This window comes from Indiicoccus explosivorum, assembly GCF_002167005.1.
Taxonomy (GTDB): domain Bacteria; phylum Bacillota; class Bacilli; order Bacillales_A; family Planococcaceae; genus Indiicoccus; species Indiicoccus explosivorum.
Genome location: NZ_NHTN01000061.1, coordinates 12,038 through 36,648, shown reverse-complemented (window position 1 = coordinate 36,648; position 24,611 = coordinate 12,038). Strand labels below are relative to the sequence as shown.

The 24,611-nt window shown below is 53.0% G+C and carries 27 protein-coding genes; 19 read left to right on the top strand and 8 right to left on the bottom strand.

Translation table 11 applies throughout. The features are described 5' to 3' along the window. The 4 genes from CCE92_RS14515 to CCE92_RS14505 all read left to right on the top strand — a co-directional run. The coding region (locus tag CCE92_RS14515) for an ATP synthase beta subunit C-terminal domain-containing protein (protein WP_162287891.1) at nt 1–840 on the top strand (840 nt) is incomplete at its 5' end. A 51-nt stretch (nt 841–891) separates the two neighbouring features. After that, nucleotides 892–1,035 (top strand): hypothetical protein, encoded by a 144-nt coding sequence (locus CCE92_RS15905; protein WP_155522844.1) that lies wholly within the window; start codon nt 892–894, stop codon nt 1,033–1,035. 84 nt (nt 1,036–1,119) lie between these two features. Beyond that, nucleotides 1,120–1,800: a toxoflavin lyase-like VOC family protein gene (locus CCE92_RS14510; protein ID WP_088009199.1), complete on the top strand. Its 681-nt coding sequence runs from the start codon at nt 1,120–1,122 to the stop codon at nt 1,798–1,800. Further along, the gene (locus CCE92_RS14505) at nt 1,790–2,392 is read left to right on the top strand and encodes an NUDIX hydrolase (protein WP_088009197.1); all 603 of its coding nucleotides are present in this window, start codon (nt 1,790–1,792) and stop codon (nt 2,390–2,392) included. Before CCE92_RS14510 ends, CCE92_RS14505 begins: the two co-directional genes overlap by 11 nt. A 920-nt stretch (nt 2,393–3,312) precedes the next feature. Here the strand turns inward: CCE92_RS14505 and srtD are convergent. The 3 genes from srtD to CCE92_RS14480 form a co-directional block, all read right to left on the bottom strand. Beyond that, nucleotides 3,313–3,972 carry a class D sortase, LPxTATN-specific gene (gene srtD, locus CCE92_RS14490; protein WP_088009191.1) on the bottom strand — a complete coding sequence of 220 codons (660 nt, stop codon included), beginning with the start codon at nt 3,970–3,972 and terminating at the stop codon, nt 3,313–3,315. Nucleotides 3,973–4,020: 48 nt separating this feature from the next. After that, nucleotides 4,021–4,671, bottom strand: coding sequence for an LPXTG cell wall anchor domain-containing protein (locus CCE92_RS14485; RefSeq protein WP_162287890.1), 651 nt, complete (start codon nt 4,669–4,671; stop codon nt 4,021–4,023). Between the two features lie 186 nt (nt 4,672–4,857). Further along, complete coding sequence (locus CCE92_RS14480) at nt 4,858–5,058, bottom strand: cold-shock protein (RefSeq protein ID WP_088009188.1); 201 nt, start codon at nt 5,056–5,058, stop codon at nt 4,858–4,860. 203 nt (nt 5,059–5,261) lie between these two features. Between CCE92_RS14480 and CCE92_RS14475 the strand changes: the two genes are divergently transcribed. The 5 genes from CCE92_RS14475 (at nt 5,262) to CCE92_RS14455 (ending at nt 10,479) form a co-directional block, all read left to right on the top strand. After that, the gene (locus CCE92_RS14475) at nt 5,262–5,804 is read left to right on the top strand and encodes a P-loop NTPase family protein (protein ID WP_088009186.1); all 543 of its coding nucleotides are present in this window, start codon (nt 5,262–5,264) and stop codon (nt 5,802–5,804) included. Next, nucleotides 5,797–6,498 (top strand): hypothetical protein, encoded by a 702-nt coding sequence (locus tag CCE92_RS14470; protein ID WP_241536069.1) that lies wholly within the window; start codon nt 5,797–5,799, stop codon nt 6,496–6,498. The genes CCE92_RS14475 and CCE92_RS14470 overlap by 8 nt, the downstream gene beginning before the upstream one ends. A gap of 158 nt (nt 6,499–6,656) precedes the next feature. Continuing rightward, entirely contained in the window at nt 6,657–8,147 is a 1,491-nt protein-coding gene (locus tag CCE92_RS14465) for a Mur ligase family protein (RefSeq protein ID WP_241536068.1), read from the top strand. Between the two features lie 58 nt (nt 8,148–8,205). After that, nucleotides 8,206–9,591: a class II fumarate hydratase gene (gene fumC, locus CCE92_RS14460; RefSeq protein WP_088009184.1), complete on the top strand. Its 1,386-nt coding sequence runs from the start codon at nt 8,206–8,208 to the stop codon at nt 9,589–9,591. Nucleotides 9,592–9,816: 225 nt separating this feature from the next. Next, nucleotides 9,817–10,479 carry a Dph6-related ATP pyrophosphatase gene (locus CCE92_RS14455; protein ID WP_088009182.1) on the top strand — a complete coding sequence of 221 codons (663 nt, stop codon included), beginning with the start codon at nt 9,817–9,819 and terminating at the stop codon, nt 10,477–10,479. Nucleotides 10,480–10,510: 31 nt separating this feature from the next. Here the strand turns inward: CCE92_RS14455 and CCE92_RS14450 are convergent, their stop codons facing one another. Then, nucleotides 10,511–11,557: a bifunctional glycosyltransferase family 2/GtrA family protein gene (locus tag CCE92_RS14450; RefSeq protein ID WP_088009181.1), complete on the bottom strand. Its 1,047-nt coding sequence runs from the start codon at nt 11,555–11,557 to the stop codon at nt 10,511–10,513. Between the two features lie 211 nt (nt 11,558–11,768). Between CCE92_RS14450 and CCE92_RS14445 the strand changes: the two genes are divergently transcribed. The 3 genes from CCE92_RS14445 (at nt 11,769) to CCE92_RS14435 (ending at nt 15,019) form a co-directional block, all read left to right on the top strand. Then, nucleotides 11,769–12,467, top strand: a complete 699-nt coding sequence (locus CCE92_RS14445; RefSeq protein WP_088009180.1) for an ABC transporter ATP-binding protein — start codon at nt 11,769–11,771, stop codon at nt 12,465–12,467. Then, complete coding sequence (locus tag CCE92_RS14440) at nt 12,457–13,749, top strand: ABC transporter permease (RefSeq protein WP_088009179.1); 1,293 nt, start codon at nt 12,457–12,459, stop codon at nt 13,747–13,749. Before CCE92_RS14445 ends, CCE92_RS14440 begins: the two co-directional genes overlap by 11 nt. Nucleotides 13,750–13,990: 241 nt before the next feature. Further along, complete coding sequence (locus CCE92_RS14435) at nt 13,991–15,019, top strand: M14 family zinc carboxypeptidase (RefSeq protein ID WP_088009178.1); 1,029 nt, start codon at nt 13,991–13,993, stop codon at nt 15,017–15,019. Nucleotides 15,020–15,057: 38 nt separating this feature from the next. Here the strand turns inward: CCE92_RS14435 and CCE92_RS14430 are convergent, their stop codons facing one another. Beyond that, nucleotides 15,058–15,603 (bottom strand): M15 family metallopeptidase, encoded by a 546-nt coding sequence (locus CCE92_RS14430; protein WP_088009177.1) that lies wholly within the window; start codon nt 15,601–15,603, stop codon nt 15,058–15,060. A gap of 95 nt (nt 15,604–15,698) precedes the next feature. Here CCE92_RS14430 and nfsA point away from each other — a divergent pair, with 95 nt between their 5' ends. The 3 genes from nfsA to CCE92_RS14415 are packed head-to-tail and all read left to right on the top strand — an operon-like array spanning nt 15,699 to nt 17,676. Beyond that, the gene (gene nfsA / locus CCE92_RS14425; RefSeq protein ID WP_088009175.1) at nt 15,699–16,430 is read left to right on the top strand and encodes an oxygen-insensitive NADPH nitroreductase; all 732 of its coding nucleotides are present in this window, start codon (nt 15,699–15,701) and stop codon (nt 16,428–16,430) included. Between the two features lie 53 nt (nt 16,431–16,483). Continuing rightward, entirely contained in the window at nt 16,484–17,068 is a 585-nt protein-coding gene (locus tag CCE92_RS14420; RefSeq protein ID WP_088009174.1) for a hypothetical protein, read from the top strand. Further along, nucleotides 17,065–17,676, top strand: coding sequence for an NAD(P)-dependent oxidoreductase (locus tag CCE92_RS14415; RefSeq protein ID WP_088009172.1), 612 nt, complete (start codon nt 17,065–17,067; stop codon nt 17,674–17,676). The genes CCE92_RS14420 and CCE92_RS14415 overlap by 4 nt, the downstream gene beginning before the upstream one ends. A 218-nt stretch (nt 17,677–17,894) precedes the next feature. Here the strand turns inward: CCE92_RS14415 and CCE92_RS14410 are convergent, their stop codons facing one another. Then, entirely contained in the window at nt 17,895–18,839 is a 945-nt protein-coding gene (locus CCE92_RS14410; RefSeq protein ID WP_088009169.1) for an ABC transporter permease, read from the bottom strand. Further along, nucleotides 18,817–19,740 (bottom strand): ABC transporter ATP-binding protein, encoded by a 924-nt coding sequence (locus CCE92_RS14405; protein WP_088009167.1) that lies wholly within the window; start codon nt 19,738–19,740, stop codon nt 18,817–18,819. The genes CCE92_RS14410 and CCE92_RS14405 overlap by 23 nt, the downstream gene beginning before the upstream one ends. Nucleotides 19,741–19,878: 138 nt before the next feature. Here CCE92_RS14405 and CCE92_RS14400 point away from each other — a divergent pair, with 138 nt between their 5' ends. The 4 genes from CCE92_RS14400 (at nt 19,879) to CCE92_RS14385 (ending at nt 23,564) form a co-directional block, all read left to right on the top strand. After that, complete coding sequence (locus tag CCE92_RS14400; RefSeq protein ID WP_088009166.1) at nt 19,879–20,298, top strand: hypothetical protein; 420 nt, start codon at nt 19,879–19,881, stop codon at nt 20,296–20,298. An 88-nt stretch (nt 20,299–20,386) separates the two neighbouring features. Next, entirely contained in the window at nt 20,387–22,024 is a 1,638-nt protein-coding gene (locus CCE92_RS14395) for an AMP-binding protein (RefSeq protein ID WP_175578109.1), read from the top strand. A 106-nt stretch (nt 22,025–22,130) separates the two neighbouring features. Next, nucleotides 22,131–22,754 (top strand): NAD(P)H:quinone oxidoreductase, encoded by a 624-nt coding sequence (gene wrbA, locus CCE92_RS14390; protein ID WP_088009164.1) that lies wholly within the window; start codon nt 22,131–22,133, stop codon nt 22,752–22,754. Between the two features lie 75 nt (nt 22,755–22,829). Further along, the gene (locus CCE92_RS14385) at nt 22,830–23,564 is read left to right on the top strand and encodes a ZIP family transporter (RefSeq protein WP_088009162.1); all 735 of its coding nucleotides are present in this window, start codon (nt 22,830–22,832) and stop codon (nt 23,562–23,564) included. Nucleotides 23,565–23,603: 39 nt separating this feature from the next. On the opposite strand, the gene CCE92_RS14380 is transcribed toward CCE92_RS14385, so the two are convergent. Beyond that, nucleotides 23,604–24,542 (bottom strand): magnesium transporter CorA family protein, encoded by a 939-nt coding sequence (locus CCE92_RS14380; RefSeq protein ID WP_088009160.1) that lies wholly within the window; start codon nt 24,540–24,542, stop codon nt 23,604–23,606. Between the last annotated feature and the right edge of the window lie 69 nt (nt 24,543–24,611).

Below are 24,611 nucleotides of genomic sequence, written 5' to 3'. Positions count from 1 at the left end.
GATTCTGCGGGGGGAGAAGATGGACATGATCGAGACGGAAATCAAAGTGCTTGTTTTTTTGCGCCAGTCGTAAGAGGGGGAATCGCCGGTATTGTGGCAAGGCCGGGCATGGGCCAGCTTGTCATTGTCGCAGAACTTATCCATCGTTTCAGGGAAAAAGGGATGAAAACAGTCTTCTTCGCGCCTGAACAGACTCCGGCTGTACTGGAAGAATCCATCCAGCTGGCGGATGCCGTGACGGGAACGGCAGAAGAGACCATTGAGGCGTTAAGGACATCCGGTACTTCCGCTGTATTATTCGCAGATAAAGGACGCGTCGATTCAGGGGAATTTTTCCGGGTACAGGAGGAAACCGGTCCGGAACCGGTCACTGCAGTGCTTGTTGATCTGACTGGCAGCGCCGTCGATGAAGATTTTCCGTTCGGACCGCTGGAAACGGTGTGGCAGCTCGATGCAGAGCTGGCTGCACGGCAGCTGTATCCGGCAGTGAGTCCACTTTATTCCACTTCTTCGATTCTTGAAGAAATGAACATGGATGAGCGGCACTTCCAGCTGCGGCTTAAAGTGCAAAAAGTGATGCGGCGGTATCGTGAGCTGCGTGCGATGGTCCAGGTCAGGGGAGAAGAAAGCGTTCCGGAAGCGGAAAAAGAGATTTACCGGCGCGGTGAGCACCTGGAAGCCTATTTCACACAGCCTTTTTATACTGCGGAGGAGTTCACGGAAATGGCCGGGGTTTCAGTGCCGCTGACTAAAGTGCTGACGGACGTGGAAGCCATTTTGAATGGCCAGACTGACAGAAAAAGCACAGAAGACCTGAAATTCACCGGCGCGCTGTCATAAGCACAGTACCGTCCAGTGGATTTTCCATTCTCAATTCGGGAGGAGTCAGTCATGTTCTGTTCAGACCGGGAAGAAATCAGGGAACGGGCGGAAGAAATCCGGGTATCGATCCACCGCTGCCGAAAAGGCGGATGGCGGAAAAGACCGGCGCTGCGGAGCCTGATCATGCTGCTGCCAGTGATGAAAATGAAATGAAGACCGGAGGGCCTGCGGGCTTTCCGGTCTTTTTGCGGGAAAATCAGGAAGACATCAGGTAAGCTGGATGAAGAGGTGAGGGAGATGTTCAAAAAAGTGGAACTCTATACCAGCAAACTGGAAGACATGAAAAAGTTCTATACGGATCTACTCGGCTTTCCTGTGCGTGAAGCTTCCGCGGATCGGTTTTCAGTAGCCATCGGGTCGTCAGAGCTTGTTTTTCTGGAGTCCGGCACGCCGTCCATTTATCATTTCGCTTTCAATATACCGGGTGACAGTTATTCATCTGCGAAAGAATGGGCAGCGCAGCGCGTCAGACTGAATCGGGAAGGCGAATCCGATGAGGTATATTACGAACGCTTCGATGCAGATGCGTTTTACTTTGATGATCCGTCAGGCAATGTGGTGGAATTGATTGCCCGCCGGCAGGTGAGAGGCGGGACAGAGTTCAATCCGGCGGAGCTGCAGGATATCAGCGAAGTCAGCATCACCACGGATCATGTGAAAACAGCTGCAGAAGCACTCTTGGCAAACGGCATTCCCCAGCGGACTGGAGATACGCTGAATCCGGAGGGGCTGAACTTTTTCGGGAAAGAAAATGCCTATGTCCTGCTTGTGCCGCCGGGCAGGACGTGGTATTTTTCAGATAAAACGAGTGCCGTCCGTCCGCTTTCGATTTTATTCACCGACGGGAAGAAAGCGGATGTATCGGCTGAAGGAAATGTAACTGTTTTTACAGAAGGCTCTTCTGCTGATGGAGCATGAACTGATCCAGGCGGTTGACGGAAACCGTCGCCCGATCGGAATTTTTCCCCGCGCGGAGATCCACAGGCAAGGATTCCTGCATGAAACGTTCCACTGCTGGCTTGTCAGGAGGGGAGAGGTATTCGTCCAGATCCGCAGTGCCGGTAAAAAGGATTTCCCCGGATTGCTGGATGTTACGGCTGCCGGCCATTTACTGGCAAACGAGCAGCCGGAAGACGGCATTCGGGAGCTTCACGAAGAACTGGGCCTCAAAGTCCGTCCGGCTGACCTCATTCCGCTTGGCGTAATCAGGGATGATATTGAACTTCCGGGTTTCATCGATCGGGAATGGGCGCATGTTTTCCTGCTGCCGGTTCCGGAAAGGGTTCGGTTCATCCTCCAGAAAGAAGAAGTGGAAGCAGTGGAAAGACTGACACTTGATCAGTTCGCGTCGCTCGTCGGAGGTTCTGTTGTGCGCCTAGCGAATGGACGGTCTGTTTCAAAAACGGATGTCGTGCCGCACAGCGATCATTATTTGGAACAGGTCATCAAGGGAATGAGAGACAGGGTGGTGAGGGAGTGGACGGAAAGAAGCTCGCAATCGGAGTCATAGTGGGGACATTGATTCTGGTAGCGTTAATTTATGCTGTGTTCCAGCTGTTCATCGCCGCCAACTTATAAAAGGGGCTGTCTGAAAAGGTCAAAATACCTGTTTTCCGAACCGCCCGGTCCGGGATGGGGAAACCGGACGCTTTTTGACCCACACGATGTGGGAAATGCAGCCAGCGCGACAGGACGTCGCGGTGCTGGCTGCCCGGACGGACGGCCGAGCCGCCGCCGCTCATGCTTCGCGGCGGGGGTCTCGGCCATCCGTTCTTCCGCAGGAGTCGCCGGTTTCCTGTCCATCTTCTGACCGGACAGGCAGGCGATCTGCCGACAGCCCCTATCTCAATTCACAGAAAAAAACCGACGCGAACGCAAAAAAGGCGGCAAGAGGGCTTAAGTTCCTCTTGCCGCCTTTTCATTGGCAGTTTGCTTCTGAGAGACAGGGCCGGCAGAAGCCAGCGGAAATGCGAAAAACCTTCTGCTCCTGCGCAAGCTCGTCGCAAAGCCGCAGACCGGCTCGCACGCGGCCTGCAGCTTGCCCTGCGGAAAAACGGGCGGCTCAAGACCCCGCATGCCGGAGAAACCGGCAGAGGAGGCTTGAAAGAGGAGGACCCGAGAGCGCGGCATCGTGCCGCTCGGGTCCTCTGACCCGCATCCTGCGGACCCGCGGCAAACGGTTCTAACTGCGACGAGTAAGCGCAGGAGCAAGTGTTTTAATGCGACGAGTAAGCGCAGGAGCAAGTGTTTTAATGCGACGAGTAACCGCAGGAGCAAGTGTTTTAATGCGACGAGTAAGCGCAGGAGCAAGTGTTTTAATGCGACGAGTAACCGCAGGAGCAAGCCAGCGTTTGCGCAGCGAATGCCGGTCCCTTCCAGCGAAGTTCTGCAATCATTCCGAATCTGAAGGGGCTTTTTGGACAGCCTCTTTTATAGAGGTCCCGTTAATTTCGCCTGGATAATATACCGGTCCGGCGCATCACCGAAAAATTCGAATGGATAGCATGTCGTGAGCGTCAGAATAGGTTCACTTTTATCGGTGATGACCGTTAAATCTTCTTTATGTGTAATCCAGATTTTAAAGATTTCATATTCGAACAATTCTCCCCCGTACGCCACATGGAGCCGGTCCCCGGTCTTCAGGTCGCCGAGTTCCGTGAAGACGGTATCGCGGTGGCCGCTCATAACGGTATGGCCGCGGCTTCCGGGCACCACCGTTACGTCACTCACATAAAGGCCGACCCCTTGGCTCAGTACATCGTCGCTCGTGCCCCAAAATACATCGAATTTTTGTGCGAGCTTAGGAATATATAAAGTCGCCGCCTGCTCTCCCGGTTCGTGTTCGACCGCGGAAGTCGCAAGGGGGACAGCCGATGGAGGAGACGGAATCTTACGTTCGGAAATTGGCATCCGTACAGGTGCGGCGTCAGCAGAATCGATCGGAATGGGCTCTCGGCCGGCTCTTATTTCCTGGAAATCCTGCTCCGTCATTTCCTCGGCCGCCATTTTTCCGGTACTCCAATCGACGAAATTGACTGAACCGATTATAAAGCCTGTCATAATCAGAAGCCAGCCGACCCATCGCCTCATCTCTGATTCACCTCGCAAAGAAACGGCCGGATCCTCTGCCGCTCCATATTAAGCGTTTATTTCTTTTTTCTTCCGGAAGTTCAGTAAGAGCACCCCTGCTCCTGCAAGCCCGGCTCCGATCAGTATCATAAGAGGATTATTCGTAGCTGTATCCGGGAGCGGTTCACCTTCATCACTGCCGGTGTTGTCATCGGAGGAAGGTGAATCATCACTGTTCCAGTCAGCAACAAACGCATCGAATTCAGCTTGTGTCACTTCACAAGGAATGCCATCACCATCGCCATCCAGCCGGTGCGGATCATTATCGGCGCTGTAGCCATTCGTGAACCAGAATGTCAGTGCCTCTTCGTGTGTGGCAAAGTAATCGCAGTCCCTGTCGTTTGCCACGCCATCTTCCGTGTTTTCACCAGTAGCGGGAGTAGCGGGTTCTTCGGAATCCGCTTCCAAATCAGCTACAAAAGCATTATAATCACTTTGCTGAATCTCGCATGGATAACCGTCTTCATCACCATCTAAGTCATGTGGGTCATTCTCGGCACTGAAGTCATTCTCGTACCAGAATGTCATCAGTGCCTGTGGATCATCCGCAAAATCTCCGCAATTCCGTGTGTCCTCGATGTGTTCATCAGCACTTACACCAGACGCGAACCCCAGAGCCAAAAACGGAACAGCAAGCAAAGTCGACAACTTGTTCTTCATCGTTTTCTCCTCTCCTTTTGCGTGATATGTAGTACACCCACAATTTATCCGATTTATAAAGTTTTGTAAATCAAAATAAGGGATAATTTTGAATATTAAAGAAAAAAGGGAAAAAAGCATTACAAAATCCACAAAAATAAGCCCTCTCCCTAAAAGGGAAAGGACTTATGAAAGGTTAAGGTCAAATTACAGTTTGTTAACGTTAGAAGCCTGCAGGCCGCGCTGGCCTTGCTCGATGTCGAAAGATACGTCCTGTCCTTCGTCCAACGTCTTGAATCCTTCGCCCTGGATAGCTGAGAAGTGTACGAATACGTCGTCTCCGCCGTCGCGCTCGATGAATCCGAAGCCTTTTTCTGAGTTAAACCATTTTACTTTACCTTGTTCCATGTGTGTTTCCTCCTCGTGCACAAATCCATGTACACATTGTGTTACTATCCTTGCTCAACGCTTGATTGCTCCGAACAAAAATAATTCTTCCTTAGATTAACATCTAAGTTCTGGAAAAGCAACTCAAAAGCTTAAGACTTCCTAAATTATTTTTCTTGAGGATTTGCGTATACTGAGGGAAAAAGGGGAATGGGGAACTAACAATGAATAAGGTCATGGTTGTGGGTGTCTCGGCAGGAGCCGGGAAATCGACGTTTGCCCGCCGGCTTGGTGAAAAGACGGGGCTGCCGGTCCACCATTTGGATGCATACTTCTGGAATCCGGGCTGGCGGGAATCGACAGTCGAGGAGTTTACAGAAAAAACGGCGGGCCTCGTGGAAAGGAACCGCTGGATTATCGAAGGGAATTACAGCACCACTTACGAACTTCGGGCGGCCGAAGCGGATACGCTGATTTATATCGAGCTGCCTCTGCGTGTCTGCCTGTATCGGGTGCTGAACCGCTGGCGGAAAAACAAGGGCAGGACACGTATCGATTTGGCGCCGGATTGTGAAGATAAAATGGAATGGGCGTTTCTGTCGTTCATTATCCGGACTTATGCCGACAGGAAAGTGAAAATGCGGGGAAGGCTCCGGGAATTTGAAGCGGCCAGGCCGGGAAACCGATCCATCATACTGGTCGGACAGCGCCAGATCAACGGGTTTTTGGAAACTTTCCATAAAGTAAAGGATGAATCAATTGGATAACTTACACAACGGAACTGTCAGAAACCAGCAAACAGGTGAGATGCATACATTTTTCATGCGCAAACTGCAGATGGAGGATTTGAATGAGATCGAGCGGATGCAGCAGGAGGTCATCCGGGCAGCGGACGAGAAAAACACGCTTCAGCCACTGACAACGGAAGAATTCAAGTTCATCCTTGACGGAAACGGACTGATGATCGGCGTGTTCGCCGACGGGCGGCTGATCGGATTCCGGGCGCTCCTGATTCCACCCATCGATGAAGAGCACCTCGGTTTTGACATCGGCCTTCCGGAAGAAGACCTGTCTTCCATGCTGTACCAGGAAATCTCTGCAGTATTGCCCGTATACAGAGGGAACCGGCTCCAGCGGCAAATGGCGGATGCCATCATGGAAAGAATTCCGGAACTCCAACGGAATTTCCGCTATATCGCCTGCACGGTGGCACCGATGAACATCCCGAGCATGAAAGACAAATTTTCACAAGGCATGCGCATCGCTGCGCTGAAAGAAAAGTACGAAGGGCTCCTCCGGTATATTTTCGTGAAAGACTTAGGAATGGAGGGGACGGAATCGGGCGAATCCGTCATGATTCCGGCGGAGAATGTCACCCAGCAGAAAAGCTACCTCAAATCCGGCTACAGCGGCACCGCTCTGGAATACCGCGACGGCTGGTTCATCCGCTTCGAACGCTGAACAGGCGGGTGGTTCTGGGCACTTTTGCCTGCCCCAGCCGGCGGCTTCCTGTTAAATAAGCACGAATTTCATGGGGACGGAGAAACAGACCTCGATAAATAAAACAGGAAACGCCATACTGGGCAGGAAGGGAAATTACGGGCAAAGGAGCAGCTGCCGTGAACATTCAATTCGATTCGGGTTCCCCGATCAAACCAATCGTCCTGCAAGGGCCGGACCGGCAGAACATCGTGTCGGCCGTTTATAATTCAGCGGACGCTGTGCCTGGCGCCGCATTTTTTTGCATCCATGGCGAAAAGACGGACGGGCATCTCTATATCCAGGAAGCGCTGGATCACGGGGCAAAGGCGGTCATCGGTTCAGATGAATCGGCAATGGACGCGTTCGCACCGCGCTATCCGGAAGTTACATTCGCCCTTGTGGAGGACGTGCGCGAAGCGATGGCCCAGGCAGCGATCATGCTGTCCGGCGGTGCACAGGAGCGGCTTCTGAAAGTGGGCGTGACCGGTACGAACGGCAAAACGACTGTCGCCTCATACATACGCAATTTGCTGAATCTCACCGGAATCCCGTGCGGATTCATCGGAACTAATGGGGTATGGACTTCCGGCAGTAAAATGACATTCCGGAAAACCACCCCTACGACGCCGCTTTCCGCTGATCTCCACCGGATCTTCTCGATGCTGGACGAACAGGGGAATAAAGCGGTATCGATGGAAGTGACTTCAATTGCCATCGATCAGCGACGGGTGGCCGGAATCGAATTCGATGTGGCTGTCCATACCAATTTATCCGAAGAGCACTTGGAATACCACGGAACCATCGACCATTACCGGAATGCGAAGCTCGAGCTGTTCCGCCAGGCGAAGGCGGCGGTCGTGAATCTGGACGATGAAGGGATGGCAGGGGAAATCCTTGCCGAGGCGGCATGCCCGATCCTGACTGTCAGTCAGCAGCCTTCCAGCGGGGCCGACCTCGTCTGGACGAACTGTGAAGGTGAGGAGGACGGCATGGCATTCGATCTGATTTGGCAAGGCATCCGCCACTCGGTCACCATGCCGCTTTTCGCGGAATACAATGTCGGCAATATGGCATTGGCGATCGGGGCTCTCCTGCAGGCGGGTATCCCATTCAGCCGTATCAAGCCGGTGCTGCCGGACGTGGATCAGGTGGAAGGACGGTTCCAGCGGATCGAAGGGCCGGATGGCCGGAAAATCATCATTGATTACGCGCATACGCCCATTGCGCTCGATAAAGTGCTGGAAGCGGCGAACAAGCTGCCGCATAACCGGCTGATTGCGCTCATTGCCGGTATCGGCATCCGGGACTTCGGTAAAATGCCGAAAATGGCGAAAGCGGCTGAAGGGAAGGCGGATATGCTCGTCGTGACGGTCGATCATCCGGGGGACCATGACCCGTCCGCTGTCGTCGAAGAAGTGATGAAAGGGTTTACGTTCCCCTATAAACAGGAAGTGAGAAAAGCGATGACACGCAGGGAAGCGGTGGAAACAGCGCTCCGGGAAAGCGGGCCGAACGATCTCATCCTCCTGACGAGCGGCTGCATCAACGGCGCGCAGATCGTCAAAGGCGAATATGTTCCGCATTCCGACGAGGAAATCATTGAGGAATTCTTTCTGTCACAAAGCTGAAGGAATTTCGGTATAATGAAAGAGGATGTTGGAAAAGACTTTACTTGGAGGGAACAAGATGGAATTCCGTACGGAAAGAGACACGATTGGTGAAATTCAAGTCCCGGCCGATAAGATGTGGGGCGCGCAGACGCAGCGCAGCAAACAGAACTTCGCGATCGGCACGGAACGCATGCCGCATGAAGTCGTCATGGCATTCGCACAGCTGAAGAAGGCGACGGCAAAAGCGAACCATAAACTCGGAAAACTGTCGGATGCGAAGATGGAAGCGATCGCGGCAGCGGCTGACGAAGTGATTGCAGGAAAATGGAACGACCATTTCCCGCTCGTCGTCTGGCAGACCGGCAGCGGCACGCAGTCCAACATGAACATGAACGAAGTCCTGGCGCGCCGCGGCAATGAGCTTTTGGAAGAAAAGGGGTCCGAAGATCGGCTCCATCCAAACGATGATGTCAACATGTCGCAGAGTTCGAATGATACATATCCGACCGCGATGCACGTAGCCGGTGTCCTTGCAGTGACGGAACAGCTATTGCCGGCGGTTGAAAAACTGCGGCAGACGCTGGAAGAGAAGCAGGCGAAGTTTGATGAGATCATCAAAATCGGCCGTACGCACCTGCAGGACGCGACTCCGCTGACGCTCGGCCAGGAAATCAGCGGCTGGAAACAGATGCTCGTCAAATCCGAGCGGATGATCCGTTCGAGCGTCGAGGAAATGCGTGAACTGGCGATCGGCGGAACGGCGGTCGGCACGGGTATCAATGCGGACCCGAAATTCGGGGGCCTCGTCGCCGACTTTATTGCTGAAGCGGTCGGGACCGAATTCTCATCCGCTGAAAATAAATTCCATGCGCTGACAAGCCATGACGAAATGGTCTACACACATGGTGCGGTCAAGGCGCTGGCGGCGGATGCGATGAAAATCGCCAACGATGTGCGCTGGCTGGCGAGCGGACCGCGGTCGGGCATCGGGGAGATCACCATCCCGGCCAATGAACCGGGCAGCTCAATCATGCCGGGGAAAGTGAACCCGACGCAGAGTGAAGCGCTGACGATGGTCGCGGTCCAAGTGATGGGCAACGATGCGGCGATCGGCTTTGCAGCGAGCCAGGGGAACTTTGAGCTGAATGTGTTCAAGCCGGTCATCGCGTACAATTTCCTGCAGTCGGTCCGTCTGCTGGCGGACAGCCTCATCAGCTTCAATGATAACTGTGCGGTCGGCCTCGAAGCGAACCTGGATGTGATTGAAAGCCATGTCCGCAACTCGCTCATGCTCGTGACGGCGCTGAATCCGCACATCGGATATGAAAAAGCGGCGAAAATCGCCAAACAGGCGCATGAAGAAGGGACGACACTGAAAGAGTCGGCGGTCAAATCGGGCTTCCTGACAGAAGACCAGTTCGATGAGTGGGTCCGTCCTGAAAATATGGTCGGCAAAAAGTGACAGATTGGCGGCTCCGGAAACGGGGCCGTTTTTGTATATAACTTGAACTAAGGAATTCAGCTGCTATAATAGCTGGAGTTTGCTGCTCGAATGCTCATTTACTGCTGCGCAAGCTCGTCGCGAGCCCGCAGAAAAGCGGAGCTGTATTGCGGAATATCGACAGATGAGAATCATTGGCCTAACATATTTAGATGCGAGACGAATTAAGAAAACTGAGGTGGAATGATGACGAAATCTTTTATTATAAGCTGGAGCGGCGGCAAGGATTCAGCGCTCGCATATTTTCGGGCCGTCCGGGCAGGACATGCGCCGTTCGGACTGCTGACGATGTTCGAAGAGGGCGGCGACCGTTCACGATCGCACGGTCTGCCGGAAGAAGTGCTGCAGGCGCAGGCGGAGCGCATGGGCATGCCGCTTACGATCGGCCGCGCCGGCTGGGAGACGTACGAAGCGGAATTCAAGGACAGGCTGCAGACGTTCAGCAGCCAGGGAATCGAATTATGCGTTTATGGCGACATCGACCTCGAAGGCCATAAAGAATGGGCGGAAAAGGTGACGGCAGCCGCAGGGATGGAAGCGTATCATCCGCTCTGGCAGGAGCCGCGGAAAGCGCTGTTGCGGCAGCTGATCGAAGAGGAGTTCCAAGCGGTGATCACCGTCGTGGACACGGAGCGGATGAGTGAACGGTTTCTCGGGCGCACGCTGACGGCGGAACTGATGGACGAACTGGAGGCCCTTGGCATCGACGCGTGCGGAGAGGAAGGGGAATTCCACACCGTCATCGCGGACGGCCCCATTTTCGTGGAACGCGTACCGCTGGAGTTCGGTGACGTAATCGACGTCGGCCGGCACAAAATGCTGGATGTGACATTGAAAGCAGGGAAATGAAAATAGCGGCCCGCCACACTTGGCGGAGCCGCTATTCTTCTTTAAAGACCCACATCCGCTGGATGATGAAGCCAAGCAGGAACAGGGCTGTATCCACAATGATCTTCAGCGCGACTTCCCCATCCCGGAACACTTCGGTATAAAGGGCCTGCACAATCCCGCCGGATATGAGTGCGAATGCACCTGCCAGCACGAAATAACGGATGAGCGAGTAGTGCGAGCCTTTCCGGAACACTTTATAGCGATTCAGGAAATAGTTGAACAGTGACGACAGCACCCGCGCAGAGACCGCGGCGAACACGATGAACAGTTCCGGCGCGTCATCGCGCCAAACTTCGGTGAACAGCCAGAACAGGACAATATCAAGACCGAATGATACCAGAGCCGAAAGGCCGTACTTCAAAAACACTTTGTATACATGGTAGGAATCGTGCAGCGGGCGAAAATGAGAAGACTTATTCTTTTCGTGATAAACCGTTTCGATTTTGATTTCCCTTACGTGTATGCCGGTCTCCCCTAAAGCAGCCAGCACGTTCATTTCGTACTCGAACCGTTCGCCGGGAACGGCGAGCATGAACGGAAGGTGCTGCACAGGGATTCCCCGCAGTCCCGTCTGGGTATCTGTCAGCCATGTGCCTGATGTATAACGGAACAGAAGGCGCGTCAGCACATTGCCGAACCGGCTGCGGAAAGGGACATGCTTTTGCGAAAAATCCCTGGCGCCGAGGATGAGCCGGTCCTCCGTTTCAGTCAGTTGGCGGGCGATTTCCATAATATCCGGAACGAGGTGCTGTCCGTCCGCATCCGCTGTAATGACAGCTTTCAGCGGGAGCTGTCCGTTTAATATGTAATGAAAGGCGGTCTTCAGTGCGCGGCCTTTCCCCTGATTCACTGCGTGACGGAGCAGCGTCACTTCCGGGAGCTCCCGGATCGAGCTGAAGATTTCCTCGTACTCCGGCCCGCTTCCGTCATCGATGACGATAATCCGGCTGAACCCGGCGTCCGCCAATCCACGGACAGTCCGGCCGCATTTCTCGTCCGGCCGATAAGACGGTATGATTATGGCAATTTGTTCCATGGCAACCCTGCTTTCTACTCACGGTGACCGTTTTGAATGATACTTTCAGCATCACACAGAGCGGAAAAGAAGTCAAAACGGGAGATTGGCAAAAGAGGGGGTGTTACGCTCGCCGGTTTGCCGGATCTTAAGAATTTCTTCATTTTCCTGCTGCCTTTCCCTTAAGATTTGTCCGCTACACTTTGAACAGGAAAAGAAAGGAGCGGAAATTATGATTGCGGTGAATCACTTAGTTCATTCGTTTAAGGTGGGGAAGAAAGGCGGTGAGCGGAATATTCCGGTACTGAAGGGAGTCACGCTGGAAGTGAGGAAAGGAGAGGTTACTGCGATCCTCGGTAAGAGCGGTTCTGGAAAATCGACGCTCCTTCACGTGCTGGCGGGCTTCATGAAACCTGACAGCGCGACTGTCCGCATTGCCGGTCAGGAAACCACCGGACTGAGTGCGGCGGAGTATGCTGAATTCCGGCTAGAGCATTTCGGCTTTATTTTTCAGAACTTCCAGCTCATGCCGGGCCTCACGGCGTTCGACAATATTGCGCTGCCACTGAAAATCAAAGGTGTGCCGAGAGGACAGCGGGAGCTGAATGTGCTGCAGCTTCTGAAAGAAGTCGGTCTGCAGGAGGTGGCGGATCATTATCCGAACGAGTTATCCGGCGGTCAGCAGCAGCGCGTTTCCATTGCTCGTGCACTGATCACCGAACCGCCGATTATTCTGGCAGATGAACCGACGGGAAGCCTGGATTCGGAGACAGAGCAGGACGTGCTGCAACTGATCCGTTCGCTGAACGAGAACCGCGGCACAACCTTTGTCATCATCACACACGACGAAGAAGTAGCGGCGATTGCCGACAGACAGTATCGGCTGCACGACGGTGAACTCGTCAAAGGGGGGAAGCGCCATGCTGTTTAAAGACCAGATCGGGTTCATCCGGCAGCATATGAAACGGAACCGGCTCCGTACTGCCATGACAGTGCTGGCCGCGACGATGGGCTGCGCATTCCTTATTGTGCTGGCGTCCGTCGGTTTCGGGCTCCACAAGACGCTGATGGACGAACTTTTAAGCAATCAAACCGTGACGGAGATTCAGATTCACGGCAAAGAAGACAGCGGAGAGCCGATTACAGCGGAAGAACAGGAACTGATCCGGCAGCTGCCGGGTGTGGATGCCGTCGTGGCGCGGTCGTATCTTGAAAGTCCGTCCCGGGTGCTGCTTGATGACCGATTGAATCGCGCACAAATTATTCTGACGGACGCGGAGCAGGAAGCGAAAGCGGAATTGGATCTGTCTGCCGGTGCACTGCCGTCATCCCGGAATGAAGTGATCGTCGGCTATCACTTTGCGGAAAACCTGCTGACGGAGCAGGAACTTATCGCATCTGAAAAAGGTGAATCACCGGCCGGGTATCGAGGTGACCTGATCGGTGAGACGATCCGGTTGGAAGTTATGTCGAGCGAGTCAGAGGAGCCAGGACCGGAAACATGGGAATTTACGATTGCCGGTATTGCTGAAGAACCTGCAAAAGACTGGCGGGTCGATAACCTTGTATTGGTCGATGAATCTTTTCGGGAAGAATTCCCTGTATTTACAGCGCCAGAAGGGGAGGAAGTCGCTCCTTATTTTGAAATAAATGCCTATGCGGAAGACTTGGCAGCAGTGGAAGCTGTGACGGAGTCTTTGAAGACGGAAGGTTACTACGTTTATTCGGTTACAGAAGAAATGACGACGATGAACTTATTTTTTAATGTGCTGAAAGCAGGGCTTATCTTTGTTGGTACGATTGCCGTATTGATTGCATCGATCGGTATTTTCAATACGATGACAATGGCCGTGACCGAACGGACGCGTGAAATCGGTGTCATGAAAGCGATTGGTGCCCAGCCGAAACTCATCCAGCGGCTGTTTTTGATGGAAAGCGCTTGGATCGGTATCGTCGGAACCATGCTGGCAGTCGTAATTTCCTTTGCGGTGAGCGCTCTCGTCAATCAGCTCATTCCCAATATCGTACTCAATATACTTGCGGAAGACGGAGCGGGAGCTGAAGGCATGAATATTATTGTTTCCGATATTCCGTGGCAGCTTGTCGTTATTGCTTCATTCATTTCCATCGGCGTCGCTATGGTCTCAGGCTGGCGGCCGGCACGCAAAGCGACGGAAATCGACGTCATCCAAGCACTTCGGCAAGAACTGTAAGAATACCAGACCTGTGCCGCCTTCTTTGTCAGAAGCGGCAGAGGTTTGGTTTTTTGTGACTATCCGCTTAAGTGAGAGGGGCAGCGTGAAAATTATGGCAGAATGCTGCCTAGAAGAATCGTTTCGTGACGCGAAAAAAGACCTCGATACTTTTCCGGAAATATAGTCTTTAAACCTCTTGGAAACGTTTTCATTTACCGGCAAAATAAAACTGCAGTTCACTTGAAGAGGAGGATGGGAAATGAAAAAGACGATGCTGACATTATCGGTTGCAGGTGCCCTTATGTTTAGTGCGGTGCCCGCTGCATCAGCGGTAGGGAACGGTCCGGGTTATGGCGGGAATGAAACGATTAATACTTCGATTTTAACGACATATGAAGAAATGGCGGACTTCCTGCAAAAACAGGATGCCAAGCAAGCCCATATGGAGCTCGAAGTCATTGGTCAAAGTGTAAAAGGACGCGATCTGTATCTTGCTAAATACATAAGCGATCCGGCCAACCCAACCATCCTTTTTCTGACTCAGCAGCACGGCAACGAACAGCTGACGACAGAAGGCGCACTCGAATTCATTAAACATTTAGGCACAAGTAAAACAAAAAACGTTCTCGACAACGTCAATGTGCTGATTGTGCCGATGCTGAATGCCGATGGTGCAATGGGAGACGTGAACTTTTCGCTTGATGACTACATCGCGAAAGGTGATCGCAATTTAACACGTTACAATGCGGACGGGTTTGATTTGAACAGGGATCATGTGAATAGATTGCAGCCGGAGACAAAGGCGCTCCATGAGAATGTGCTCGGTAAATACGATATCGACTATATGATTGACCTGCATCACCAGGGAGCTTGGAGCGAGCGGGACGGAGAACTGGTTTCGGGATCGATTCTTTATCCGACTACGCCAAATGTAGATCCGGATGTACTTTTGAGATCGAAACAATTAGGAAGCGTCGTATTCAGCGCAGTGGATTCCACTGGCTGGGGACATCTGGGCAAATACGGAGGTGGGAATGCTGAAACGATCAGCCGCAATGGCATTGCGGTAGAGTATGGCATTTCGACATTACTGTTCGAAATGCGCGGCATGTCCGACCATTATTACGAGCCGTACGTACTTGGTCAAAAAAGTAATGGTTATCTGATCAAACAGACAGTAACAACGCTGGATGCCGCCGTGCGGTCAATTTCAGACGGTTCAATCGAACAGGCGGATATCTCTTTCTGGGATACACTTGCTGAACAGAACTGGCGCGAGACGGAATAAGATAAACAGCAGAAGAGCGCCGCATCGGCGCTCTTTTGCTATTCCATCGTGTCTTCCGGCCGCCAGCCGTTCTTCAGTTCCCGCATGGACAGGCCGAACGTCAGCTGTAGGTGCGGGTAATCCCGGAACCGTTCCCAGTCGCCGCCCCATTCGAATCCGAGCTCTTTGCCGATCGCCGCTACTTCGAACCAGTCCCGTTCGCCGTTGTCATTTCCGTCCCGTTCGATATCCCACACAGCATCTCCGTTTTCGTCGAGCAAAGCGAAATCGATGGCGAGGCCGTAATTGTGATAGGATTCCCCGCCTTCCGCATACGTCACGATGCCGCCCGGTGCTGTCCGTCCCTGGGCGTACAGCTCGTTTTGCCGTTCAATGCTCCGGAACCCTTCCGTTACGGCAGCGTCAATGCCGATCGCTTCCGCCCGTCGGATCAGTTCCTGGCTTTTTTCCGCAACGATGGGATGCAGTTCAACGGGCAGCGGCCGGGCCAGCCGTTCGGCGCGGAATTCCAGCTCCCGCTGCACCCAGACGAATAAAACAAGGACAGCGGCAATTATTGCAATTGCCCAAAATAGCCGCTTCATCGGCTCTCACCTCGCGGAACCAGTGTACCAGAAATCGCCTGATGAGCGTCGCTGGCTGTTTTTCATTACAATAGAGGACGGAAGGAGCGGATAAGATGGTATTGGAACTGATGAAATCGCACGCTTCTGTGCGGGATTATACGGAAGAACAGCTGACGCGCAAAGAAGTGGAGGAACTTGTGGAAGCGGCGCAGCACGCCGCGAGTTCACATTTCGTGCAGGCCTATTCGGTCGTGTGGGTGACGGACCGGGAAAAGCGTGAACAGCTTGCGGAACTGTCGAATAATCGGAAGCAGATGCTCGGTGCGGGGGCAGTCTTTCTGATCTGCGTCGACTACAACCGGCTTCATCACGCGGGTGCGATGCACGGTACGGAAATCGTCTTCGATCAGGCGGAAAACTTGATCGTCGGAACGACGGATGCCGGTCTGTTCGCGCAAAATCTCGCCTTGGCGGCGGAGTCGAAAGGCTACGGTATCTGTTACATCGGCGGTGTCCGGAATGAAATCGAAGCGATCAGCGAGCTGGCCGGGCTGCCTCATGGCGTATTTCCGGTCTACGGACTGACAGTAGGCGTCCCGGAGAAACGGAATGAAGTGAAGCCGCGTCTTCCGGTAGAAGCGGTGCTGCACGAAAATGCGTATGATGAACAGAAATACAAAATGATTTTGCCGGAATACGATGAAACCGTGCAGGCCTATTACGGCAGCAGAGGGAGCAATCAAAAATCCGCTACATGGACCGGTCAGATGGCGGAATTCCTGAGCAAGCCGAAGCGTCCGCATCTCCGTGAGTTTCTTGAGAAAAAAGGATTTTTATTCAAATAAAGGAACAGTCCCCCTCCTGTAAACGTATAATGATTAAAAGGGGGGATGGACGGATGAAGAAATGGATCTGGGCGGGGCTGCTTTTGGTGCTGACCGGCTGCAGCCAGGAAGGACTGACGATTGAACCCGTCGAATTGGAAGAGGAAGAGCAGGCGCTCATCAATAAGACCGCAATGGAGACCTTTCATCTTTATGAAGTGGACGGGACGATTCCCGAAGGCGCTGACCTTGTGATAAAAGCAGAACATTACGTAAACGGTGAACCGGCGAATGATTTATTTGCCGTCGGTGCTTTTCTTGAGGAAACGCTGGATGAAGCGCTGTTCAGTTTCGGGAAATCAACGGTGATCGGAGGCGCAGAGGCATTTGTGATCGGCACGCCGAGCGGGAAAAGTGAATCATACACGGAGACGGAAAGTGACGGGATGCAAGCCACGTGGGGAGGACTGCTGACTGGAGAAACGGAGCTGGAATTGGAAAAGCCGCTCTATACCGCCTATTATGCGAAAGAGAGCGGGAACGGGATCCGGTCGGGCAATTACCTCACGCCTGCAGGCGAATTGAACTTGGAAGGGATCCGTGAGTTCGAACACTTTTACGTAATGAGCATGACGCTGACGGAGGAGGGGCTTGAATGAGAATTGCGCTATTCGGCTCGACAGGGCGGACAGGCAGTGAAATTATGAAACGTGCCCTGAAGGACGGACATCATGTCACAGTGCTGGCCCGCCGGCAGGTGAGCGGCCATCCGAACTTGAAAGTGGTGATTGGGGACGCCCGGAACCGGGATGATGTGAAGGCGGCGATCACCGGAGCGGATGCCGTCATCAGCGCGCTCGGAACAGACCGGTCGACGACCCTGACAGAAGCGATGCCGCTCATCATCGGAGCGATGGAAGCGGAAGGCATCCGCCGGATCGTGACGATCGGGACTGCCGGTATCCTGAATAGCCGTCTGACGCCCGGCGCACTCCGCTTTCAGGGCGGCGATTCGAAGCGTCGCTCGACATTCGCGGCGGAAGAACATGAAAGCGTGTACCGGATGCTGGAGGCATCCGATCTTGACTGGACAGTCGTCTGCCCGACGTTCCTGCCTGATGGCGAGGCCCGCGGCGGCTACCGGACCGAAAAGGACTTCCTGCCCGAAGGCGGTTCGGAAATCACGACGGACGACACGGCCGCATTCGCATACCGGGAACTTTTCGATGCACGGTACAATAAAAGCCGCGCAGGAATTGCATATTGAGGAAGCCTTAGCGGGCTTCTTTTTTTGTGTCGGGACACAGGCGGTGAATCTTCCTTTCGCTTTCATTGTCTAATGGAACAGTGAATTACGCGAATGGAGGGCCGAGTTACGCGAATGGAGGGCCGAGTTACGCGAATGGAGGGCCGAGTTACGCGAATGGACCATTGTGATTGAAAAATCCACCGGAAAACCAATCATCCGGCTTTCCGCACGGCTCACTATGCCGTGGTGTCCCGCCGTGAAAACGTCCAGTAACTGATAATCAAGAAAACCAGGAAGTAGGCGATCAGGACGGTGACAGACAAAGCCAATGTAATATCCGGCACGGGCATGAATCCTGTATAGAACTGCGTCAGATCGATATGCGTGAACAAATAGTACTTCACGATCTCAAAATCGGCCAACAGGAAAACGACCTGTGTGCCGGCGAACAGCAGGAAGATCGACAAGCCGATCGCCAAGGAACTGGAGCGGAAAACAGTCCCGATCATGAATGCGAACGTGGTGATCATCAGCACACTGACAGAACTGAGGCCCACCATTCTTAATGACTCGCTCCAAAAAGAAGCTTCCACGACTTCCGATCCGTTCCAGGCAAGGAATTGACCTTCCCCGATCCCTAAAAAGAAGAAGCCGGCAGCAGCCGATGCAGCAACCGTAATGACGATTAGCAAGAGCCCGAACAGAAGAACTGCCAAGTATTTGGAAGTGAGAATCTTCCAGCGGCTGACCGGCCGCGTCAACAGCATTTTAATAGTTCCTTGTGAAAACTCGGCCGCCACGATTCCGGCAGCGGCAATGACAGTGAAAAGTGTGACGAGTGACAGCATGGTATAGCTATTGAGGATCTGCTGCTGCATGCTGTCCGGTTCAAATGGCGGCACATCTTCCGCCAGCCGGTAGCGGCCGATTTCGACCAGTCCTTCGTAGTACGCCAGCTGTACTTCGCTCAGCTCAGGGTTCAGCAGCTGCGACTCATTGAACTGCAGTTCGTTCATGACTATCTGTTCCCAATCCTCTTCGATTCCGATGTTCTGTGTCTTGTGGGTCCATTTCATGATTCCGATTCCGGCGGATATGATCAGCACGAGCAGGAGCACCATGATCCACGTTGACCGTTTGCTCCACAGTTTCATCCATTCATTTTGCACGAGCTTCAGCAATTTGGCCGCCTCCTGTCATTTCAAGGAACTGATCTTCAAGCGTCGTACGGTATGGCTGGATCGTATAAAGCGATAGCCCGGCACCGACGAGCAGCTTGGCGGCTCCCGGAATGTGTTCCGCTTCAGTCGTGATGATCCAGCCTTTTTCGTGAGCTTCCACCGGGAAGCCGATGCCCTTCAGCACTTCCCCCGCCTGTTCAGCCGGCTCTGCGACAATCAAATACTGGGATTTCTGCAGGCTGTGCATGTCCTTAATGTCAATGAGCTCTCCATTCTGAATGACTGCTATGCGGTCGCACAGCAATTCGATTTCGGACAGCAAGTGGCTGGAGACAAAGACCGCCACATTGTTCTCGGCTGCGATTTTCCGCAAGTAGAGCCGGAATTCACGGATGCCGGCGGGGTCTAAGCCGTTCGTCGGCTCGTCTAGGATCAGAAACTTCGGGTTATGCAGCAGTGCCTGCGCCAGGCCGAGGCGCTGCCGCATACCGAGCGAATATGATTTCACCTTTTCTTGGATGCGGTTCTGCAGTCCGACTTGCCGGACCACTTCATCGATCCGTTCCTTCCTGACGCCGGGGTGCATGCGTGAAAAATGCAGGAGGTTTTTGTAGCCGGTCATGTATTTATACATTTCCGGATTTTCGACGATGACACCGACTTGCGCGATCGCTTCTTCATAATCCGCTTGAATGGATTTGCCGCCGATGACCACATCACCTGCCGACGGCCGCATCAGGCCTGTCATCATGCGGATGGTCGTCGTTTTACCGGCGCCATTCGGGCCGAGGAAACCGGTGATCTCCCCGGTATTCAGTGTCAGGTCCAGTTCCTTGATGATGTTCTTATCGCCGATTGTCTTTGATAGATTCTTCAATTGCACAAGAGGCTCTCCCGCCATACTGATGCCACCCGCTTTCCATTGGTTACTCTTGTTAAACATAACGGAACAGCGCCGTGAAAGTTTCACTTATTTTATTTGAAGAAGGAATAACGGGGCGCAGCGCGGGAAAAGGATATACAGAATGGAGGGGTAGAGATGAAAAAACTGGAGGAGACGGAACAGGTCCTGCTCGCTTATTATGCCCAATACTATTTAGGGGCATCAAAAGAAGAAATTGAAGCGCTCGACAGCCGGCTGGAAAAGGAGATCGGCGAAGAGAAATACGGCCGCATCATGCGGGAGCTGGAAGAAAAAGAGTATATTAACGGGATGTCAGCCGTCCGCCAAAAACATGAGGAAGGCACTCCTGTCCCAATGGCCACGAACAGCGGGATTCTAGCGATCAATACGCTTTTTGAAATCACGTCCGACTCCGCAGAAGAAAGCCAGCTTTATTACCTCGAGAACAATTTGGACACGAGCGGATTCGAATTCACGCTCGATCCGGCTAAACGCTACGTGCGTGAAGCGTTCAAAAAAGAAGCGGAAACCGAACCGAACAGAAACCGACCTTGACTGCCGGGAAATCCGGCAGTCTATTTTTCTGTTCAGAATACTGTGATAATATGGAGTGGAAGCGATTTCAAGAAATGGGGGATTGGACATGGCAATAGTGCGCCAGACAGTGGGGGAAGTGCTGCGGGACCAGGCAGCGAAGCATCCGGAGACGGAAGCATATGTGTATCCGGAACACGGCATCCGGAAAACGTACAAGGAATTCGATGAAGAGACGGACCGGCTGGCCCGGGCTTTCATGGGGATCGGAATTGAAAAAGGGGAACATGTCGCCATTTGGTCCGATAACAAACGGGAGTGGCTGCTGAGCCAGTTCGCGACCGGCAAGATGGGCGGTGTGCTCGTAACGGTCAATACGAATTACCAAGCGGCCGAGCTGGAGTATTTGCTGAAGCAGTCGGATGCGACGACGCTCATCCTCGGGGAAGAGTTCAAAGGAACGAACTATATCGACGTGCTGAATGAAGTCGTGCCGGAATTGGCATCGGCTGAAAAAGGCGCAGTGTCGAGCGGGAAATTGCCTCATCTCAAGCGGGTCATCGTCATGAGTGACAACAGTTATCCGGGCATTTATACGTGGAGCGAGTTCGAAGCATTCGCTGAACAAGTGACTGAAGAAGTGCTGGAAGAGCGATACCGTTCGATGGACCCGGACGATGTCATCAATATCCAGTATACATCCGGCACGACGGGGTTTCCGAAAGGGGTCATGCTGACGCACATCAACGTCGTCAATAATGGGCAGCGCAACGGGGATTATATGCGGCTGACGGAACATGACCGGCTGTGCATCCCGGTGCCGTTTTTCCACTGTTTCGGCTGTGTTCTCGGCACGATGGCGGCTGTGACCCACAGCACAACGATGGTGCTGACCGAGCAGTTCGAGCCGAAGAAAGTGCTGCAGATGGTGCAGGACGAAAAATGCACCGGTCTCCACGGTGTGCCGACGATGTTCATCGCCGAATTGAACCACCCGGAGTACGAATCATTCGATACGTCGACACTCCGCACGGGCATTATGGCGGGTTCGCCGTGTCCGATTGAAGTAATGAAAAAAGTCATCAATGACATGGGCGCAACTGAAATCACCATCGCGTACGGCCAGACGGAATCGTCGCCGGTCATCACGCAGACGACAGCGGATGACCCGATCGAGAAACGGGTGTCGACGGTCGGCAAACCGCATCCGGATGTCGAAGTAAAGATCATCGACCCGGCATCAGGAGAGGAAGTGCCGGCTGGCACACCGGGTGAGCTGTGCACGCGCGGTTATTTGATTATGAAAGGCTACTATAAAAACGAAGAAGCGACACGGGAAGCCATCGATCCGGACGGCTGGCTGCACACCGGCGATATCGCAGTGGAAGATGAAGACGGGTACATTGCGGTGACAGGACGGATCAAGGATATGGTCATCCGCGGAGGCGAGAACATTTATCCGCGGGAAGTCGAGGAATTCCTGTACCAGCACCCGGCAGTCCAGGACGTCCAGGTGGTCGGGGTGCCGGACGAAAAATACGGCGAGGAACTGATGGCCTGGGTCATCCTGAAAAATGGGGAGGAATTGACTTCTGAAGAATTGAAAGACTATTGCAGAGGGAAAATCTCTCACCACAAAATTCCGAAATACGTGGAATTCACTGATGAGTACCCGATGACGGCGTCGGGGAAAATCCAGAAATTCAAGCTGCGGGAGCAATCCGCTGAACTGGCAGGCAATTCATAAAAGCTTTTTTCCGGGTTTATCTCTGGAACCGGAAGGGAATACCGGATAATGACAATCGTACATCTTGAATTCAGGACAAAATGCTAATCAGAAAAGGAGCGATCGTATGGGAGACAAAGTGAAACTGGCGATTATTTATTACAGTTCGACAGGTACGAACTATCAATTTGCGCAGTGGGCGCGGGAAGCCGCTGAAGCTGCCGGCGCTGAAGTGAAATTGCTGAAGGTGCCGGAACTTGCCCCGCTGTCGGCGATCGAGTCCAATCCGGCTTGGCATGCGCATTATAAAGCGACGACGGATGTTCCGACTGCGACAGTGGATGATATGGTCGAAGCGGATGCCATCATTTTCAGTGTTCCGACCCGTTTCGGAAACATGGCCGCCCAAATGAAGCAGTTCTTCGATACGGCTGGCGGCGCATGGGCTCAGGGCAAGCTTGCCAACAAAGTGGTCAGCGCCATGTCATCAGCTCAAAACCCGCACGGCGGTCAGGAAGCGACCATTCTGTCGCTTTATACGACGATGTACCACTGGGGTGCCATCGTGGCTTCACCTGGCTATACGGATCCGAAACTGTTCGCGGCCGGCGGTAATCCGTACGGCACGAGCGCAAGCGTCACGCAGGAAGGTGAAATGGTCGGCGCACCGGAAGTGAAGGAAGCGGTCGGTGTCCAGACCCGCCGCACGCTCGAAGTCGCCGGCTGGGTGAAAAAAGGGCTTAACGGATAACAGAAAAGACAGGGCAGGTGGGCAGCTCCGGCTCCTCACCTGCTTTTTAGTTCTCATAGAGGAAGGGGAAAGTCTATGTTTTTCTGGCTGAGCCTGGTTTTTGTAATTGGCCTGATGGCAATCCACTTGTTGGCAAAAAAAATGACCTTTCTCAGTGTGGTCCCGAGGAGCCGGTTTTTATCGATTGGCGGCGGAATCGCGGTGGCATATGTTTTTCTGCATTTATTGCCTGAACTCAGCGAGTTCCAGGAAGCGTTGCGGGGTGAAATCGAGAACGGATTCCTGAGCTTTTTTGAACATCACATTTACCTCATCGCCATGCTCGGACTCGCGATATTTTATGGATTGGAGCAGCTGGTCAAACGGTCAAAGCGCCACAATGAAGAAGCGGATGAACGCAAGTCGGAGAGTGGGGTTTTTTGGATCCACATCTCTTCGTTCGCTGTCTATAATGCACTGATCGGCTACTTGCTCATCCGTGAAGAATTCACCGACGGATGGAGCATGATGTTCTTTTTCATTGCGATGGGTGTCCACTTCATTTCAAATGACCGGGGACTCCGGGCGACCCACAAAGAAGATTACGATCGATTCGGAAGATACTTGCTTACGGCGGCCATCTTCATCGGCTGGCTTACCGGCACTGTGACGGAAGTTCATGATTTAATCATTTCGTTCCTGACCGCCTTCATTGCGGGGAGTGTTGTGTTGAACGTCATGAAGGAAGAACTGCCGGACGAACGGGCGAGCAGCTTCGGTGCGTTTTTCTCAGGACTTGCAGGTTATTCCATTCTGTTATTTTTACTTTGAAATTTTAAAACAGGCCGCCCGTCAATGGGCGGCCTGTTTTTAAAATTTCCTGCCTTTCGGACTGCGGAGCACGTCGCCGATCCAGTTTTTCTGTTTGAGATAAACGTACAGCCAGGCAGTTGTGGCGATTATAATTAAGATGGCGAAAAGGTATCCGAATTGCCACTTCAGCTCCGGCATCACCTCGAAGTTCATTCCCCATAACGCTCCCCAGGCGGCAAGTGGAGTGAACAGGAGGGTGATGACGGTCAAGGTTTTGACGATCTCGTTTCCGCGGTATGAAGAGAGGACCGTTTCGAGGTCGGTCATCTGCCGGATTTCGTCATCGTATTGCTCGATGATTTCCAGGCAGCGGTTGATGCGCCGGCATGTCCGGGTGTAATTCCTGCCGTCTGACACTTCATCGCCGAACGCTTCCAGCATGGCATCTTTCACTTCAATAATCGGAATGATCAGATTTTTCCACACCAGAATCTCATGGCGGTTCTCCATGATCCGTTCCAGCACGTTCTCGTTGTTTTGCTCTTTGATCTGCCAGAGCAGGTCGTGCATCCGGTTTTCAAACCCGTCGATATCTTTAAGGAAGGAAGCGACCGTCTCGCCAAGTAAGATCATGAACCCTTCGATCGCCGTTTCCGCGTGATCCAGTTTCTGCATCACTTCTGAACCCTTCAGCCGGTAAAGCCGGTCGAAATCGATGGGATCCGTAACCAGGAGATCATGTGTGAGGATATACTGGAACACTTTCTTGTTCTCTCTTTTCTCCACGTCCTGATAATAAATGACAGAGCCCCATACGGCTTCCTTTCCTTCTTCGGTCGTCTCCATCTCCAAGTTCTGATTGTCACCGGCCGAGACTGAAGACAGCCAGTCGATACACGGATCAGGCAGGCCCGGCACATCGGAGCCGTGCTCCCCGGCTTCAAGGTCGATCCGAGCCCAGCGCCAGCTGCCTTTGTGCATTGATATGGTTTCCAATCTGCCAGCCTCCTTAATTTTCTGGTACTATAGTTAATTGTAATGAATAGTTCAGGGACTCTGCAACTT